This is a genomic window from Mycolicibacterium sp. MU0050 (genome assembly GCF_963378085.1).
Classification (GTDB): Bacteria; Actinomycetota; Actinomycetes; order Mycobacteriales; family Mycobacteriaceae; genus Mycobacterium; species Mycobacterium wendilense.
In genome coordinates this window covers 1,815,227-1,831,079 of sequence record NZ_OY726395.1, presented here as the reverse complement: position 1 = coordinate 1,831,079, position 15,853 = coordinate 1,815,227, and the positions used below count along the sequence as shown (strand labels likewise).

General features: G+C 67.8%; 12 protein-coding genes and 1 tRNA gene. 7 read left to right on the top strand and 6 right to left on the bottom strand.

Annotated elements, in window-relative coordinates; translation table 11 throughout:
• Positions 1 to 37: 37 nt before the first annotated feature.
• On the bottom strand, positions 38 to 1,657 hold the full coding sequence (locus tag R2K23_RS08690) for an AMP-binding protein (RefSeq protein WP_316517152.1): 1,620 nt from the start codon (positions 1,655 to 1,657) through the stop codon (positions 38 to 40).
• 129 nt (positions 1,658 to 1,786) lie between these two features.
• Between R2K23_RS08690 and R2K23_RS08685 the strand changes: the two genes are divergently transcribed.
• Both R2K23_RS08685 and R2K23_RS08680 read left to right on the top strand, forming a co-directional pair.
• Positions 1,787 to 3,619: a flavin-containing monooxygenase gene (locus tag R2K23_RS08685; protein ID WP_316516054.1), complete on the top strand. Its 1,833-nt coding sequence runs from the start codon at positions 1,787 to 1,789 to the stop codon at positions 3,617 to 3,619.
• Between the two features lie 46 nt (positions 3,620 to 3,665).
• Positions 3,666 to 5,201 (top strand): AMP-binding protein, encoded by a 1,536-nt coding sequence (locus tag R2K23_RS08680; RefSeq protein WP_316516053.1) that lies wholly within the window; start codon positions 3,666 to 3,668, stop codon positions 5,199 to 5,201.
• Here the strand turns inward: R2K23_RS08680 and R2K23_RS08675 are convergent.
• Positions 5,198 to 5,863, bottom strand: coding sequence for a TetR/AcrR family transcriptional regulator (locus R2K23_RS08675; protein WP_316516052.1), 666 nt, complete (start codon positions 5,861 to 5,863; stop codon positions 5,198 to 5,200). The two genes, R2K23_RS08680 and R2K23_RS08675, sit on opposite strands and share 4 nt — an antisense overlap.
• A 142-nt stretch (positions 5,864 to 6,005) precedes the next feature.
• Positions 6,006 to 6,965 carry a zinc-binding dehydrogenase gene (locus tag R2K23_RS08670; RefSeq protein ID WP_316516050.1) on the bottom strand — a complete coding sequence of 320 codons (960 nt, stop codon included), beginning with the start codon at positions 6,963 to 6,965 and terminating at the stop codon, positions 6,006 to 6,008.
• 116 nt (positions 6,966 to 7,081) lie between these two features.
• Here R2K23_RS08670 and R2K23_RS08665 point away from each other — a divergent pair, with 116 nt between their 5' ends.
• Positions 7,082 to 8,092 carry an alcohol dehydrogenase catalytic domain-containing protein gene (locus R2K23_RS08665; RefSeq protein ID WP_316516048.1) on the top strand — a complete coding sequence of 337 codons (1,011 nt, stop codon included), beginning with the start codon at positions 7,082 to 7,084 and terminating at the stop codon, positions 8,090 to 8,092.
• A 445-nt stretch (positions 8,093 to 8,537) separates the two neighbouring features.
• Here R2K23_RS08665 and R2K23_RS08660 read toward each other — a convergent pair.
• The 3 genes from R2K23_RS08660 to R2K23_RS08650 form a co-directional block, all read right to left on the bottom strand.
• Positions 8,538 to 8,611, bottom strand: a tRNA-Ile gene (locus R2K23_RS08660).
• Between the two features lie 72 nt (positions 8,612 to 8,683).
• Entirely contained in the window at positions 8,684 to 10,123 is a 1,440-nt protein-coding gene (locus R2K23_RS08655; protein WP_316516046.1) for an APC family permease, read from the bottom strand.
• Positions 10,120 to 11,220 carry a DmpA family aminopeptidase gene (locus R2K23_RS08650; protein WP_316516044.1) on the bottom strand — a complete coding sequence of 367 codons (1,101 nt, stop codon included), beginning with the start codon at positions 11,218 to 11,220 and terminating at the stop codon, positions 10,120 to 10,122. The genes R2K23_RS08655 and R2K23_RS08650 overlap by 4 nt, the downstream gene beginning before the upstream one ends.
• Positions 11,221 to 11,361: 141 nt before the next feature.
• Here R2K23_RS08650 and R2K23_RS08645 point away from each other — a divergent pair, with 141 nt between their 5' ends.
• From R2K23_RS08645 to R2K23_RS08630, 4 genes are all read left to right on the top strand, one after another.
• Positions 11,362 to 11,973: a TetR/AcrR family transcriptional regulator gene (locus tag R2K23_RS08645; RefSeq protein WP_316516042.1), complete on the top strand. Its 612-nt coding sequence runs from the start codon at positions 11,362 to 11,364 to the stop codon at positions 11,971 to 11,973.
• A 3-nt stretch (positions 11,974 to 11,976) separates the two neighbouring features.
• Complete coding sequence (locus R2K23_RS08640; protein WP_316516040.1) at positions 11,977 to 12,990, top strand: threonine aldolase family protein; 1,014 nt, start codon at positions 11,977 to 11,979, stop codon at positions 12,988 to 12,990.
• A gap of 241 nt (positions 12,991 to 13,231) precedes the next feature.
• Positions 13,232 to 14,221, top strand: a complete 990-nt coding sequence (locus R2K23_RS08635; RefSeq protein WP_316516038.1) for a Rieske 2Fe-2S domain-containing protein — start codon at positions 13,232 to 13,234, stop codon at positions 14,219 to 14,221.
• Between the two features lie 15 nt (positions 14,222 to 14,236).
• Positions 14,237 to 15,643, top strand: coding sequence for a wax ester/triacylglycerol synthase domain-containing protein (locus R2K23_RS08630; RefSeq protein ID WP_316516037.1), 1,407 nt, complete (start codon positions 14,237 to 14,239; stop codon positions 15,641 to 15,643).
• Positions 15,644 to 15,853 lie beyond the last annotated feature (210 nt).

Here is a 15,853-nt window from a genome sequence, read left to right as displayed (position 1 = left end):
CGCCAGTGTCAATTTTGGCGGCACCCGCCTCGCGCGCTCAGCCGCGCAGCATCTGCGCGGCGCGCTCGCGCAGTTCGATCTTGCGAACCTTGCCGGTGACCGTCATCGGGTATTCGTCGACCACCGCGACGTGCCGCGGGATCTTGTAGTGCGCGATGCGGCCCGCGCAGAACTCGCGGATGGACTCGGCGGTCGGAGTTTCGGCGCCGTCCCGGATCCGCAGCCAGGCCATCAGTTCTTCGCCGTAGCGCTCGTCGGGAACCCCGACCACCTGCGCGTCGACGACGTCGGGGTGTTGGTAGAGGAATTCCTCGATCTCGCGCGGGTAGATGTTCTCCCCGCCGCGGATCACCATGTCCTTGATCCGCCCGGTGATCGCGACGTAGCCCTGCTCGTCCATCACGGCGATGTCCCCGGTGTGCATCCAGCCCTCGGCGTCGAGCACCTCGGCGGTCTTGGCCTCGTCGTTCCAGTAGCCGGCCATCACGCTGTAGCCGCGGGTGCACAGTTCGCCGGGCTCGCCGCGGGGCAGGACCTCGCCGGTGTCGGGGTCGACGACCTTGATCTCCAGGTGCGGGCCCGCGGTGCCGACGGTGCCGGTGCGCTGGGCCAGCGTGTCGGTGGGACTGGTCTGGGTGGACACCGGCGAGGTCTCGGTCATGCCGTAGCAGATGGCCACCTCGCCCATGTTCATCTGCTCGATGACCTGGCGCATCACCACCTCCGGGCAGGGTGAGCCGGCCATGATGCCGGTCCGCAGGCTGCTCAGGTCGTAGGAGTCGAGATCCTCGAGCGCGAGTTCGGCGATGAACATCGTCGGCACCCCGTACAGCGACGTGCAGCGTTCTTCGGCGACCGCCCGCAGGGTGTCCGCGGGGTCGAATCCCGGCGCCGGGATCACCATTGCCGCGCCGTGGCTGGTGCACGCCAGGTTGCCCATCACCATGCCGAAGCAGTGGTAGAACGGCACGGGGATGCACACGCGGTCGTGTTCGGTGTAGCCCACTCCCTCGCCGACGAAGTAGCCGTTGTTGAGGATGTTGGTGTGGGTCAGGGTGGCACCCTTGGGGAATCCCGTTGTGCCCGAGGTGTACTGGATGTTGATCGGGTCGTCGGGCGTCAGCCCGGTGGCCACCCCGGCCAGGGCGGCATCGTCACTTTCGGTGGCCGCCAACGCTTCCCACGACGGCGAGCCGACGATGACCACGTCCTGCAGTTCGGGGCAGCGGCCGCGGACGTCGTCGAGCATGCCCGCGAAGTCGGAGGTCTTGAACGACGCGGCGGCGATGACGGTCCGCGCGCCGGACTGGGTGAGGACATATTCGAGTTCCTCGACGCGGTAGGCCGGATTGATGGTGACCAGGATGGCGCCGATGCGCGCGGTCGCGTACTGCACCAGGGTCCATTCCGGGGTGTTCGGCGACCAGATGCCGACACGGTCGCCGGGCCGGAGGCCCAGGGCCAGCAACCCGCTGGCCAGGCGCCGCACGTCGGCGTCGAACTCCCGGTAGGTCCAGCGCCGGCCGGTGGGGACGTCGACCAGGGCCTCGCGGTCGCCGAAGGCGGCCACGGTGCGGTCGAGGTTGGCGCCGATGGTCTCGATGAGCAGGGGTGTATCGGTGCGGCCCTGGACGTAGGACGGTGCGGGTTGGGCCACTTCTACGTTCACTCGAAAGCTCCTCGGGGTCGGCGCAGGGTGATCCCGCTCACTTGTGATCCAACTTACTATATGACATGGTGTCTCCAGTCATAGACGCAGTGTCAACTATTTTCGAGAGGTACCGAGATGACCTTCGCCCTGCCCGCGTCGGGTATCACGATCGACATCGACTTCGATCCCGCCCCGATCCGGCAGCGCTACGCCGACGAGCGGGCGCGCCGCCTGCGCGACGACCATCTCGAACAGTTCCAGGGGCTGGCCGACCTGCGCGAAGCCGACGCCACCGACCCCTACAGCGAGCCGCTGGTGCGCGATGCCGTGCAGGCCGAGCACGACGTGGTCATCCTCGGCGGCGGCTTCGGTGGGCTGCTGGCCGGCGCCTATCTGACGCAGCAGGGCGTGAAGGACTTCCGCATCATCGAACAGGCCGGCGACTTCGGCGGCACCTGGTACTGGAACCGCTACCCCGGGGTGCAGTGCGACGTCGAGTCCTACATCTACCTGCCATTGCTCGAGGAGACCGGCTACATCCCGACGCAGCGCTACGCCGACGGTGACGAGATATTCGAGCACTCGAAGCGCATCGGCCGCCACTTCGACCTCTACCGCGCCGCACTGTTCCAGACCGCGGCGACCTCGGTGGTCTGGGCGGAAGACAGCCAGCGCTGGGAGATCCGGACCGACCGCGGCGACGTCCTGACGGCGCGGTTCGTCGTCCGCGCCAACGGCCCGCTGAACAAGCCCCAGTTCCCGCGGGTCCCGGGTATCGGGGACTTCTCCGGTGCGATGTTCCACACCAGCCGTTGGGATTACGACTACACCGGCGGCGACCAGCACGGTGGCATGACCAAGCTGGCCGACAAGCGCGTCGCGATCATCGGCACCGGCGCCACCGGAGTCCAGGCCGTACCGTTCTTGGCCAAGGACGCCAAGGAGCTGTTCGTCATCCAGCGCACGCCCAGCGTCGTCGGCCCCCGCGACAACCGGCCCACCGACCCGGAGTGGGCCGCGGGCCTGACGCCGGGTTGGCAGCAGCGCCGCCACCACAACTTCAACTCGCTGGTCAACGGCCATCCCCAAGACGAGAACCTCGTCGGCGACATCTGGACCACGCTGCTGACCGACATCACCGGCCAGCACTTCGTCGAGACGCCGCTGGACGGGCTGGCCCTCGAGGACCAGATCGCGCTCGCCGAGGTCGCCGACATGCGCTTCATGCGCGGCGTGCACGCCCGGATCGAGGAGATCGTGGAGGACCCCGCCACCGCCAAGGCCCTCAAGCCCTGGTTCGGTGCGATCTGCAAGCGCCCCACCTTCAACGACGAATATCTGCAGTCGTTCAACGAGCCGTCCGTGCATCTGGTCCACTCCCCCGACGGCGTCGAAAGATTCACCGAGACAGGCCTTGTCGTCGACGGCACGCACTACGACGTCGACTGCATCGTCTTCGCGACCGGGTTCGAGACGGGCTCGTCGACCGCGGACCGGTACGGCTACGACATCCTCGGTCGCGACGGGGTGTCCATGCGGGAGCACTTCGCCGTGGGACACCAGACCCTGCACGGGTTCTTCTCCACCGGTTTCCCCAACTTCGTCGAACTAGGCGTTAGCCAGAACGCTTACGTCGTGAACTTCAGCTACATGCTCGACCGAAAGGCCCGCCACACCGCCCGCATCATCGGCCACGCCCTGCAGCACAACGTCGCCACCATCGAGCCCGACGAGGCGGCTCAGGCGGAGTGGGTGCAACGGACCCGCGAGTCCGGCCTGGCTAGACTGTTCTACCTCTCGACGTGCACTCCGGGGTACTACAACGGCCAGGGCGACCTCGCCCACGGATTCTGGGGCGACGTGTACCAGGGCAGCGAGGTCGAGTTCTGGGACATGATCGAAAAGTGGTGGGACTCGGGCGACTTCGAGGGACTGCGGCTCAAGCCCGTCGAGCTCGAGACGCCCTAGTAATCTTGTTGCACTGACCGGTTCTGATTCACCGAGAGGATTCCTCATGTACCCCGGTGCGCATGCGCAAAACAACCCCGACCGGCCGGCTCTGATCGTCGCCGAGACCGGCGCGGTAACCACCTACGGGCAGCTCGAGCAGCGCTCCGCGGCCCTGGCCCGGGTGCTCCACGACGCGGGCCTGCGCCGCGGCGACGTGGTGGCGGTGCTCACCGACAACGCGCCCGAGGCCATGGAGGTGTACTGGGCCACCCAGCGCTCGGGGCTGTACGTCACCGCGATCAACCATCACCTGACCGCGCCCGAGGCCGCCTACATCGTCAACAACTCCGGCGCCCGGGCCCTGATCGCGGCGGCCTCGTTGGAGGATCTGTCGACCGATGTGGCCAAGCAGGTCGAGGGCCCCTCGCTGCGGCTGGCCTTCGGCGGCGCGGTGTCCGGCTACGAGTCCTACGAGCAGGCCCTGGAGCAGGCCGGACCGCCGCTGACCGAGCGGCCCGCGGGCGCGGTGATGCTGTATTCCTCTGGTACCACCGGCTTTCCGAAGGGTGTGCGCCCGCCGCTGTCCGACCGCAACGTCGAAGATCCGGGTGAGCCCATCGTGACGATCGGTCAGGCCCTGTTCGGCCTCGGTGAGGGCGACGTGTACCTATCGCAGGCGCCCATCTATCACGCCGCGCCGCTGCGGTGGTGCGGCTCGGTGCAGGCCCTCGGCGGAACCGTGCTGATGGCAAAGAAATTCGTCGCCGAGGACACGCTGCGCTACATCGAGAAGTACCGTGTGACCGCCACCCAGATGGTGCCGACGATGTTCGTGCGCCTGCTCAAGCTCGACGAGGAGATCCGCACCCGCTACGACCTGTCGACCCTGCGGGTGGTCATCCACGCCGCGGCCCCGTGCCCGGTCGACGTCAAGAAGGCGATGATCGACTGGCTGGGGCCGGTGATCTACGAGTACTACGCGTCCACCGAGGCCCACGGCATGACCTTCATCGACTCGAAGGACTGGCTGGAGCACCCCGGCTCGGTGGGCCGCAGTGTCCTTGGGCCACTGCACATCTGCGACGACGAAGGACGCGAGGTGCCGCCCGGGACCGTCGGCACGGTGTATTTCGCCCGCGACGAGATGCCCTTCGAGTACCACGGTGATCCGGATAAGACCAAGGAAGCACAGCATCCCGAGCACCCGTTCTGGACCACCGTCGGCGACCTCGGCTACGTCGACGAGGACGGCTATCTCTATCTGGCCGACCGCAAGTCGTTCATGATCATCTCCGGCGGGGTCAACATCTACCCGCAGGAGATCGAGAACGAGCTGGCGCTGCATCCGGCCGTGCACGACGTCGCGGTGATCGGGGTGCCGGATCCCGAGATGGGCGAGCAGGTCAAGGCGATCGTGCAGCCGGCGGCCGGGGTGACCGGCGACGACGCGCTGGCCCAGGAACTCATCGACTACGTCCGCGAGCGGATCGCCCACTACAAGGCGCCGCGCTCGGTGGACTTCATCGACGAGCTGCCCCGCACGCCGACCGGCAAGCTCGTCAAGGGCAAGCTGCGCGAACGCTACGTGGATAAGAGCTAGGGAGCGTTGGGGATTCCCCAGGCCGACGCCAGCCAGATTGCGAGCACCATCTCGCGGGTGGCGTGGGTCTGCTCGGGGTCGTTCTTGCGCAGCCGGTCCATGTAGAACACGTGCATGGTCATCTCCAGCAGCATGGTGATGAGCCCGCGCACGTCGTCGGAAACCGGGTGCGCCACACCCTTCTTCTGATCCTCGATCACCTGGTTGGCGATGACGTCGGCCAGCTGCTGATTCCACTCGTCCCACAGCGTGGCCATCTGCTCGTCGAGCGGAATCGCCTGCACCGATGCCGTCAGGACACCTTCGTGGTCACGCCAAAGACCAAGCGCGATATCGCCGGTCCGGCCGATGAAGTCGCGGACCGACTCGTCGGCACCCCGGGCGAAATACTGGGCCCGGCTCATCAACTCGGTCCAGATCTCGGCGGTGATGACGGCCAGCGGCGCATACTTCGATTCGAAATAGAAGTAGAAGCCCGAGCGCCGCACGCCCGCGGCCGCCGCGATCTCCCCGACCGTCAGCTCGCCGATGGGGCGCCGGGACAACAACTCCGGCAGGCAGTCGAGGATCGCGCGGCGCTGCCGCTCCCCCTTGCTGGGCGCACGCCGGTCGCCGAGCAGCACCGCGTCGTCACCGCTGGCGCTGGACGCTGAGGTGGACATAACAGGTCACTCTATCTCGCCGGGGCCACGGTCCCCGGTTGCTGCGCGGAGTCGGACGTGCGGCGTCGAGGCTGCGCGGACCGTGCCGGAATGCGCGTCGCGCGCACGGTGAGCGCAGTCTCGACGAGGGCGCGTCGCGACGTCACGGACACGTCACCAGGCGCCCCTGCACCTGCCCGGCTTCGATGCGGGCCAACGCGGCGGGAACCTCGGCGAACGGAACCTCTTCGATCGCCGGGACGATCTGCCCTGTCGCCAGCAGTTCCAGGACGGCCTCGAGGTCGGGGATGCTGGCGCCCAAGGATCCGCGCAGCTGGACGTTCTTGGTCACCAGCAGGTGCGTGGGGATGTTCGCCTCCGGTGCCCCCAGGCCCACCACGACGACGCGACCGCCGGGTTTGACCGCCGCGATGGCCTCGGCCGTCGTGGTCCCCATGCCGGCGAAATCCAGCACGGCATCGATCGGGGTCGGGACCTCGCCGATGTTGGCGAAGCACTCGGCGGCGCCCTGTTCTCGCGCGGTGTCGAACACCGCGGTGTTGATGTCCACGCCGTACACGGTGGCGCCCAGGGTCTTCGCGACCGCGACCGCACTGAGTCCCAGACCGCCGAGGCCGATGACGGCCACCTTCGCGCCGGCTTGCACGCCGGCCTCGGCGACGACGGCGTGATAGGCGGTCGCGATGGAGTCGGTGGCCACCGCGGCGTGGGTGAACGGGACGCCGTCGGGGATGGCAACGACGATGTCACGCGGCGCGACAGCCTGTTTGGCGTAGCCGCCGTCGAACCCGAGACCGATGCCGTTGGTGAAGTCCGCCTGCTCGATGGGATGTGCGGGCAGCGCCACCGCGACGCGGTCGCCGACGTTGAGGCCGGTCACTCCGGCGCCGAGTCCGCTCACGGTGCCGGCGACCTCGTGGCCCAGGGTGATCGGCCGCTTCCGGAGCCAATCGTCGCCGTGGCCGTTGACGATGTGCACGTCGGAGTGGCACATGCCGGCGGCGGCGACGTCGATGAGGACCTCCCCCGGGCCCGGTGCCGGGGCGTCGACCTCGGTCAACTCCAGTCCGGCTTCCGCGGTGCTGAACTGCCATGCCTGCATTGGGGCCTCCTCACTGCGGAGCTCGGTTGTGAACCCCGTAACATCTCGACACATTGTCAATTATCATAGACAATGTGTTTGGATCTGTATAGGCGAGCGAGACATCTGGAGGACGCATGACGACCATGAAGGCCGGCCGCATCAACTTCGGCACGAAGGATTTCCGCATCACCGAGGTGCCCCGGCCGACGCCCGGTCACGGTGAGGTCCGCGTCAAGGTCGGCGCGGCGGGCGTCTGCCTCTCGGATGTGCACCTGATCAGCGGCCTGGTGGGGCCACTGCGCAACGCCGACGCCGAGCGCGTCCTCGGGCACGAGGTCGCCGGCACCGTCGAGGCCCTGGGCGCGGGCGTCACCGGGTGGACCGAGGGCGATCGGGTCACCCTGCAGGCCGTCATTCCGCGGCCGTGGGGGGTGGACACCATGGGTGTCGACTACGACGGCGGCTGGGCCGAATACGTCGTGGTTCCGCAGGAAGTGCTGGTGGCCATTCCGGATGCCATGCCGTTTGAGCAGGCGTGCATCATCCCCGACGCGGTCTCGACCCCGTGGGCGGCGATCACCCATACCGCCAAGGTTGCCGCCGGCGAGGCCGTCGGTGTCTGGGGCGTTGGCGGTCTCGGCATTCACGCCGTGCAGCTGCTGCGCATGATCGGGGCCGGACCGATCGTGGCCATCGACCCGCTGCCCGCCCCGCGCGAGAACGCGCTGCAGCGTGGCGCCGATGCGGCACTGGATCCCACCGATGCGCGCTTTGCCGACCAGCTGCGCGAGCTGCTCGGTGGCGGCGGCCTGGACGCGGCCTTCAACTTCGCGGGCTTCCCCGGCGTGGACGAGCAGATCCTGCCGCTGCTGAACCCCGGTGGGCGGTTGACCGTCATCGGCATCAGCGGCCACCCCATCGCCGTGGAGAACAGCGTCTTCCTGGTGGCGCATCAGCAGCAGATCCTCGGGCATTACGGATACCTGCCGCCGCATGTGCCCCAGATTGTGCGGCTCGCCGAGTGGGGTCGGCTGGACCTGAAGGGATCGGTGTCCTCGGTGCTGCCGCTGGAACAAGCCCCGGAGGCCGTGCGGCAGCTCGAGGAGAAGGACGGGAACCCGATAAGGTTGGTGCTGATTCCGTAGGTCTGGGTTCGTTCCCTAGGTCTGGGTTCGTGGGCTTGGGCTTACGTCGAGGCTGCGCTCTCCGTGACAAAGTGCGAGAAGCACTCACAGTCAGCGCAGCCTCGATTCATGCCCCCATCGAGACAGCGCTCAGCGTGCAAAAGCGCGAGTTACCCCCACGCTGAGCGCAGCCTCGAATCATGCCCACACCGAGACAGCGCTCACCGCGACAAAACGCGAGAAACCCCCACGCTCAACGCAGCCTCGAATCATGCCCACACCGAGACAGCGCTCACCGCGACAAAACGCGAGAAACCCCCACGCTCAACGCAGCCTCGAATCATGCCCACACCGAGACAGCGCTCACCGCGACAAAACGCGAGAAACCCCCACGCTCAACGCAGCCTCGATCTAGACGAGCACTCGCCTAAGCGGTCAGCACAGCCTCGAAATCAGGCCTTTGAAGTGGGGCGGGCGGGGCTCGAACCCGCGACCAATGGATTATGAGTCCACGGCTCTAACCGACTGAGCTACCGCCCCGGCGCGATCAATGCGGCCACTATGTTCCCACGACCCCACCGGGTGCAGAAGCCAAGGGTCGACGAGCCCACCTCACAATTCCCGCGAAGACCCGGCAGCGTTCACCCGCTGCCCGGGCTTCCACAGCAGCGCCCCGAGCACCAACCCGGTGAACGGCACCGCCGCCAGCACCGCGCTGAGCCCCGCGCTGCCACCGGTCACCAGCGTGAAGTTGGACAGCACCAGCCACAGGCTGGCGAGCAAGCCCAGCAGGGCGGCCACCGGAACGACGCGGGTCTGCCACAGCCGTCCGCTCGCCGCCTCGGGGTTGCGCAGGAAGTACACCAGCACCGCGGTGGTCGTCGTGAGCATCATCAGCACCATCCCGACGGTCGCGACGCCGGCCATCGAACCGAAAACACCGACGAGCGGGTCGATTCCGAGAATCGCGAAGATCGCCACAATGACGATCGCGGTCACCGTCTGCACCACCGACGAGAACGCCGGCGACTGATGCCCGGGGTGCACCTCGCCGAGCCTGCGAGGCAGCAGCCCCTTGCCGCCCAGCACGAACTGGTACCGAGCGATCACGTTGTGGAAGGACAAGACGCAGGCGAACAGGCTGGTCAGCAGCAACACGTTGACCACGTCGCGGCCCAGTCGGCCGAGGGTGTCATTGGTGGTGTCCAGCAGCATGTTGGCTTCACCGTCGAGGGTCTGCTGGGCCACTGCGGCGACATTGTCGGGCCCGATCGCCACCACGAACGCCCAGCAGGTGATCGCGTAGAACGCGCCGATGATCAACACGGCCGCGTAGGTGGCGCGCGGGATGGTGCGTTGCGGGTCGCGGGCCTCGTCGCGGAAGACGGCGGTGGCCTCGAAGCCGATGAAGCCGGTCAACGCGAACAGCACCGCGATGCCGAGGGCGCCGCTGGCCACCACCTCCGGGGTGAACGACGCGAACGTCACTCCCGCCGGCCCGGGGTTGGCGACGATGACCAGATCGAGGACCGCGACGATGCCGATCTCCAGGACCAGCGCCACACCGAGCACCTTGGCGCTGAGTCCGATGTGCCGGTACCCGAGCACCGCGACGACCGCCAGAATCGCGAAAGAATAGAAGGGCCAGGCTATCTGGGGTCCACCGTAGAACCGTACGGTGTCGTCGATGGCCCAGCCGATGTAGCCGTAGATGCCGACCTGGATCGCGGTGTAGGCGATCAGCGCGACCACCGCAATGCCCTTGCCCAGCCGATCCCCCAGGCCCACGGTGACGTACGAGTAGAACGCCCCCGCCTCGGGCACGTGCGGCGTCATCGTCACGAATCCGACGCTGAACAACAGCAACACCAGCGCAGCCGTGGCGAAACCCACCGGGGCGCCGGCCCCGTTGCCCAGCCCCATGGCCAGCGGCATGTTTCCGCCGATGACGGTCAGCGGCGCGGCCGCGGCCACCACCATGAAGACGATCGCGACGGGGCCGAGTTTGCCTTGCAGGCGGGGCTTCTCGGGGACGACGGTGGCGTCGGTCATCGGGACTCCTGAAGGTCGAGGGCGGTGCGGAGCAGGTCGTGATCCAGCGCGTGGACGGTCAGGCCGTTGCGGCCGGTCATCGTGGTGGCGGCGACCATCGCGTTGACGATCGCCTCCTCGGTGGCCTCGATGGTGAGGTCGAACAGTCGGGTCATCAGCTGTGGGGCGACCATGCGCACCGCCACCTCGGGTCGGGCGGTATCCGCATTCTCGTCCCAGCTGTACGGCGGGATACCACGGTTGGCGGTGGAGAACGCCAACATCAGATCCCCGCTGTACTGCTCGCCGGTCCCACCCACCCGGGCCACCGCCAGCGCGGCGCGTTGGGCCAGGCGGTTGCACTGATGCGGCAGCAGCGGTGCGTCGGTGGCGACCACGACGATGATCGAACCCGACCCGGGCTCGTAGTGCGCGGGCACGTCGGGCAGCGGCACGGCGTCGGGACCGATGCGCTCACCGACCGCAATGCCGTTGATCCGCAGTCGTTCTCGTCGCCCGTGGTTGGCTTGCACGAGAACGCCGACGGTGTAAGGACCCGCGGCGGTGTCGGTGACCCGCGACGCGGTGCCTATCCCGCCCTTGAAACCGTGGCAGATCATCCCGGTGCCGCCACCGACGTTGCCCTCGGCGACCGGCCCGTCGGCGGCGGCGCTCAGCGCGGCCTCGACGTGTTCGGTCCGCACATGGAACCCGTTGATGTCGCTGAGCAGGCCGTCATAGGTCTCGCCCACCACGGGCAGCGACCAGTAGACGCCCTCCCCGCGCACGGCTACCTGCGCGGCGACCAGCGCGTCACGCACGACGCCGACGCTATGCGTGTTGGTGATCCCGATGGCGCTGGTGAGCTCGCCGGATTCCTGGATCCACTGCAGGCCGGTCATCTCGCCGCTGCCGTTGAGGCGGTGTGAACCGGCGAAGACCGGCTCGGTCCAGATGTCGCGGTGCGGGACGACGACGGAGACCCCGGTGTGCACGTGCGGTGGGCCGGCGTCGTCGAGCGTGGTGTGCCCGACAAGCACCCCCGCCACATCGGTGATGGCGTTGTTCGGCCCCGTCGGGTGTTCCCCGATGACGATGCCGAGATCCCTCGTCCGCATGCAGTGCTCCCGGGTTATTTTTTTACCTAAGGGAAAAGAATGGCCCCTCGACGGCGATTGCACAAGCGGAATCGAGAAACTGGTTGACGGGCCGGTACCGTCGACATCGTCAGGCCCCGACCGAGCTGGGAGAACAGACGCGTGGCACGCCCCAACCGCCAAGTCGAACGCCGCAACGAGATTCTGGACGCGACAATCGCTTTGATCGAGCGGAACGACGTGGTCACCCTGCGCATCGCCGATGTGGCCGGCGAGCTCGGCCTGACCGCCAACGCCGTGCGCTACTACTTCAAGGACATGGCCGAACTGCTCTCCGAGCTGGCATTGCGCTCCGATGCCCGGTTCTACGACGACCGGCGACAGGTCATCGAGGACACCGCCGATCCCGCGACCCAGCTGGCGTTGACCATCGCCGCGGGCCTGCCCACCGGACCCGAGGATGCGGAGTGGCGCGCGATCTGGCGCGCCGTCCTGGCCGCGGGCTTCGAGCTCGATCAGCGCAGCGACGTCCAGGGCATCTACCACCGCCAGGTCGGGCTGTACACCGAGCTGCTGCATTCCGGCGCCGAGGCCGGGGCCTTTGCCCTCGGTTCGCCGGCTGCCGACGTCGCGATGACGCTGATGTCGATGGAGGACTACCTCGGGTACCGCGTCGTCGCACGCGACCCGGCGCTGGACCGCCCCACCGCGCTGCGGCTGATGCGGCAGTACGCCGAGCTGGCGACCGGCGCCCGGCTACCCGAGACGGACTGAGCCGTGACCGTCTCCGCCGCCTTCGCCTCCGACAATGCCGCGCCGGTGCATCCGGCCGTGCTCGACGCGCTGATCGGCGCCAATGCGGACCCCGTCAGCGCCTACGGGAAGGACCCCTACACCGAGCACGCCACCCAGCGGCTGCGGGACCTGTTCGCCAGCCCCGACGCCGAGGTGCTGTTCGCGCTCACCGGCACCGCGGCCAACGTCATCGCACTGAGTGCGGCCACCCGGCCCTGGCACGAGATCCTCTGCAGCGATATCGCGCATGCGCTGCTCGACGAGGCGGGCGGCCCGGTGCGGATCTCCGGTGCCCAGCTCACCCGATTACCCAGCGACGACGGGCTCATCGACCCGGCCGAGCTCGAGCGCCGGGTCGCCCGCCGCGGCGACGTGCACCATTCGCATCCGAGCATCGTCACCATCACCCAGTCCACCGAGAACGGCCGTGTGTGGACCGCTTCGCGACTGCGCGAGTTCGTCGACCGCGCCCACGAGCTGGACCTGCTGGTACACATCGACGGCGCCCGGATCGCCAATGCGATTGCGGCCCTGGACCTCGATCCCGCGGAGGCCATTGCCGACGCCGACGTGGTGACCGTCGGTGGCACCAAGAACGGCCAGATGTTCGGCGACGCCGTGCTGGTGCGCCGACCGGAGCGATTCGACGGAATTCGGTTCGTGCAGAAGCAGATCGGACAGCTGGCGAGCAAGCAACGGTTTGTCGCAGCGCAGTTCGAGGCGATGCTGACCGACGGACTGTGGCTGCAGACCGCCGCGCACGCCAACACGATGGCCGCGCGGCTCAGCCGGGGGCTCACCGCGATGGGCCTGCGGTTGGCGGCGCCGACCGAGGCCAATGAGGTTTTCGTACAGCTGGACCCCGCTGCCCGCGAGCGGATTTCGGGCTACGCGGTGCACCAGCCGGACGCGCTGTCGCCGGTGTTCCGCCTGGTGTGCTCCTGGGCCACCACCGAGGAGCAGGTCTCCGACGTGTTGCAGCGGCTGCGCGGATAGCTCGGGCTACGCCGGAATCGACTGCCCGCCGGGGCGTACAACCGGACGATGCCTCCCCGCCGCCCTGCTCAGCGGGCGATTATCGCACGCCCGCAATATCTCCGCGAGTTGCAACAACAAACCCAACCGTGTACTACTGAACAGAACTAGAACGTGTTGCAGATTTGTGCGGGACGGGATTCCAATGCGGGAAATCGGCTGTGCGTGAACGCAACTCAACGAGAGACGGAGGGAGCGCGCGATGACGGCGGTGGCGCCGAACAGTACCGAAAAGTACGGTGATCCGCTGCCGCCCTATCCCTACAGTTGGTATGCGGTGGCCTTCAGTCACGAACTCAAGCCGGGCAAGGTGCTCACCCGCCGCTTCCTCGACGACGAGATCGTCCTGTTCCGCACCGCATCAGGCGCGCTCTCGGCCGTCGAACCGTACTGTCCGCACCTGGGCGCCCACATCGGCAGACGGGGTTGGGTGGACGGCGAGTCGGTGGTGTGCCCGTTCCACCAGTTCAAGTTCGCCCCCTCGGGCCGCTGCGTGTCCACCCCGGACGGTGAACCGCCGCGCGGGGCGGCCCTGCGGACCCTCCCGGTGCGCAACCACCTCGGCATGATCATGGTCTATCACGGGCCGCCCGGGCAGGAACCGAGCTTCGAGTTGGAGCTGCCGGAGTCTGACCCCGACTGGCACCCCATCTCGACCAAGAAGTTGCACTTCCACACCCATCCGCAGGAAGTCAACGAAAACGGCTTGGACCACCTGCATTTCGCCACCATTCACAAGTTCCGCAATTTCGTCGTGCCCAAACCGATGGAAACCGACGGACCCAGGCTGCACACCGAATACGGTGGCACCAAACCGATTCCGATCATCGGAGGGATTCGTTTCCACTTCAACTCGGTGTTGATCGGGCTGGGGTTCTCGCTGGTGGAGATTGTCATCCAGGGCGGCTGGACCGTGCGCCAGATGGTGCTGCCCACTCCGGTCGCCCCGCGCGAGGTGGACATCTACATCGGCATCAGCCCCAAGAAGAAGGCCCGAAACCGGCTGTTGCGCAAACTGATCGCCCCGGTGGAACGACTGATGGGCTGGATTGTGCTGCAGGTCGTCAGCTACGAGGTCCAACGCGACCAGTTGATCTGGGACGACAAGGTGTATCTCGAGCACCCCAAGCTGACCGCCGCCGACCGCCCCATCGGCAAGTACCGCCACTGGGTCCGCCAGTTCTATCCCTGACACCCCGAGGAACCGATGTCTCGCAAGCGCGCCGAACGGATCGGCGGCATGGACGCCTGGCAGCTCTACCAGGAGACCCGACTACAGGTCGGCAACGGCATGACGCTGGTGCCGGTGGACCGCAGCCAGGTGTCCGGCAGCCTCTACGACCACGTCGTGGCCGCGCTGGCCCGCCGAATCCACCTCATCCCGGCGTACCGCAAGGTTCTCTACGATCCGTGGTTCAACCCCGACCGTCCGATGCTGGTCACCGCACCGCACGTCGACGTCCGCGACCACGTCACGGTCCTGCCGATGCCGGCGCCGGGCGGGCCGGCCGGGGCCGCCAAGGCGTTGGCGCAGGTGCGCGCCACCCATCTGGACCGCAGCAAGCCGCTGTGGCACATCTACGTCGTCGAGGATGACGAGCAGCGCGGCTACCTGATCTCGGTGGTGCACCACCTGCTGGTCGACGGCGACTCGGCGATGGACGTCGTCGGCTACCTGATGCGATCCGGCGACCTCGCGGCATTGCCCGCCCGCCATACGCCCGACGAGGTGACATTTCCGGCCCGCCCCGCCGCGATCGTCGCCGATGGCATGCGGCGCAAGTGGCGACGGCTGCGGCGCCTGCCCGCCCTGGCGGCCCGCTCGACCCGGACCGTGCTGGCCGAACGCTCCAGTCGCCACCTGAAGGTCAAGGCGCCGCGGACCGCGTTCAACTGCACGCTGTCGGGCTCCTCGACGGCCGCGGTGGTCGCGCTGCCGATCGAGCAGGTGCGACGAGTCGCCGAAACCCATTCCGCCACGGTCAATCACGTGCTGCTGCACTGCGTGGGCAAGGCCCTGCACGACGCGCTGCGCGATCGGGGCGCCCTGCCCGACCGCCCGCTGGTCGCCGCGGTCCCGTATGCCATGCGCGGGGCGGACACCTCCGACTACATCACCGAGGGGGTCGGCACCACCACCGTGCTCAAGGTGAACCTGCACGACGACATCGCCGACCCGCTGGCCCGCCTCGCCGCTATCGCCGACCATGCGCGCGCGGTCAAGGACGTGCAGGAACGACGCGGCGTCAACCTGTTTCGTCAATGGAACGAGTACGTGCCGGGGCCGCTGGTGACCGCGCTGTTCCGCACCATCGAACGCCGGCGCCTGGCCGAGAAGATCTCCTGGCCGTGCAACGTCATCGTGTCCAACGGCAGCGGGGTCGTCGTCGACGAACCGTTGTTCCTCGACCTGCCCGTGCCCCAGTTCTATCCCGCCGGCCCGCTGTACCACGGGATGGGTCCGAGCGTGATCGCGTTGACGTGGAACGACCAGCTGTGCCTGTCCGTCACCGCGGACGCCGCACACGCCGACGCCGACGTGTTGGCCCGCGGCATCGAGGACGAGTTCGCCACGCTGGTGTCACTCAGCGGTGCCCGCGCCGCGTCGGGCTGACCGCTGGCACATCTGCCCCGGCGCTCCGGTCAATAGTCGCGTGGCCCGCCTCACAGCGACAACCTCCCGAGATGATGGGCCGAGCCGACGATCTACAACCGCGTGTCGCTCGTTTGTCGCTGTGAGGTGGGCTATCGCAACTGCTTCACCTCACAAGATGAGCCCCGCGGGCAGGGCGGCACCGGAACCGGCTGAACAACGTACCCCCTT